1 protein-coding gene is annotated in these 1,162 nt (G+C 56.4%); it reads left to right on the top strand.

Annotation, left to right across the window (positions count from 1 at the left end; translation table 11 throughout):
• Nucleotides 1-84: 84 nt before the first annotated feature.
• A protein-coding gene (locus tag ACIQWP_RS31910; protein ID WP_402796502.1) for an IS630 family transposase occupies nucleotides 85-1,145 on the top strand; the annotation gives its coding sequence in 2 pieces (ribosomal slippage) (nucleotides 85-577 and nucleotides 577-1,145; 1,062 coding nt in all).
• The last annotated feature ends 17 nt before the right edge of the window (nucleotides 1,146-1,162 follow it).

The raw sequence follows: 1,162 nt of genomic DNA, 5'->3' as shown, positions 1-1,162 counted from the left end.
ATACTAACGAGCGCGATTTCGGACTCTTTGCGGCTTTCCAAAACGGCGCGAATCTGAATCCATGTTGCAAACTGGAGGTTTGCCGTGGGTTCAGCCGTTTCGTTGCGGGATGATTTTGATGGAAACCGTCTGCGTCACCTTGCTCGTCAGACGAAGAATGCAAACCAGGCCCGCCGCTTGCTGGCCCTTGCTGCTATTTATGACGGGGGCTCGCGCTCAGATGCAGCCCGGATCGGTGCCGTCACTCTGCAGATCGTTCGGGACTGGGTTGTCCGCTTCAACACCCGTGGTCTTGAAGGCCTGATAAATGGCAAAGCGCCCGGCGGGAAGGCGAAACTGAATGCTGCTCAGCGCAAGGCTCTTGCCCAGATGGTCGAGAGCGGCCCGATCCCCGCTATCCATGGCGTTGTTCGCTGGCGGCGCAAGGATCTGGCACAATGGATATTCCAGGAATTTCGGATCTCTTTAGACGAGACCACGGTCGGTCGCGAACTGAAGGCGCTCGGCTTTGCCAAGCTGTCGGCTCGCCCCCGCCATTATGGCCAGAACGAGTTGGAAGGTGAGGTTTTTAAAAAGACTTCCCTGCCGCTCTGGCAACCATCAAAGCCAAGCTCCCGCAAGGCACGGACATCGAAGTCTGGTGGGCCGACGAAGCCCGTATAGGCCAGAAGAACAAGATTACCCGACGGTGGGCAAAGCGAGGAACGAGACCTTCAGCCCCTTTGGATCAGCGCACCATGTGGGCCTATATCTTCGGAGCAATCTGCCCGAAGAAGGGAAAAGGGGCCGGTCTTGTGCTGCCCTATTGCGATACCGAAGCCATGCAGGATCATCTCATCGAAATTAGCCAGGCCGTCGATCCCGGAGCGCATGCCGTTCTTATCCTCGACCAGGCTGGATGGCACGTCACGCCGAAATTGAAAGTCCCCGACAATATCACACTGATGTTCCTGCCACCGCGTTCGCCAGAATTGAACCCGGTCGAAAACGTTTGGCAATTCATGAGGGACAACTGGCTGTCAAACCGCATCTTCAAAGACTATGACGACATCGTCGAACACTGCTGCGCCGCTTGGAACAAGCTTGTCGACCAACCCTGGAAAATCATGTCCATCGGACACCGCGAATGGGCTCGTCGGTCATGATCGTCGCTCGTTGGTAT

This window comes from Rhizobium sp. NPDC090279, from assembly GCF_044769665.1.
GTDB lineage: Bacteria > Pseudomonadota > Alphaproteobacteria > Rhizobiales > Rhizobiaceae > Rhizobium.
This window is presented reverse-complemented; position numbering and strand designations above follow the sequence as displayed.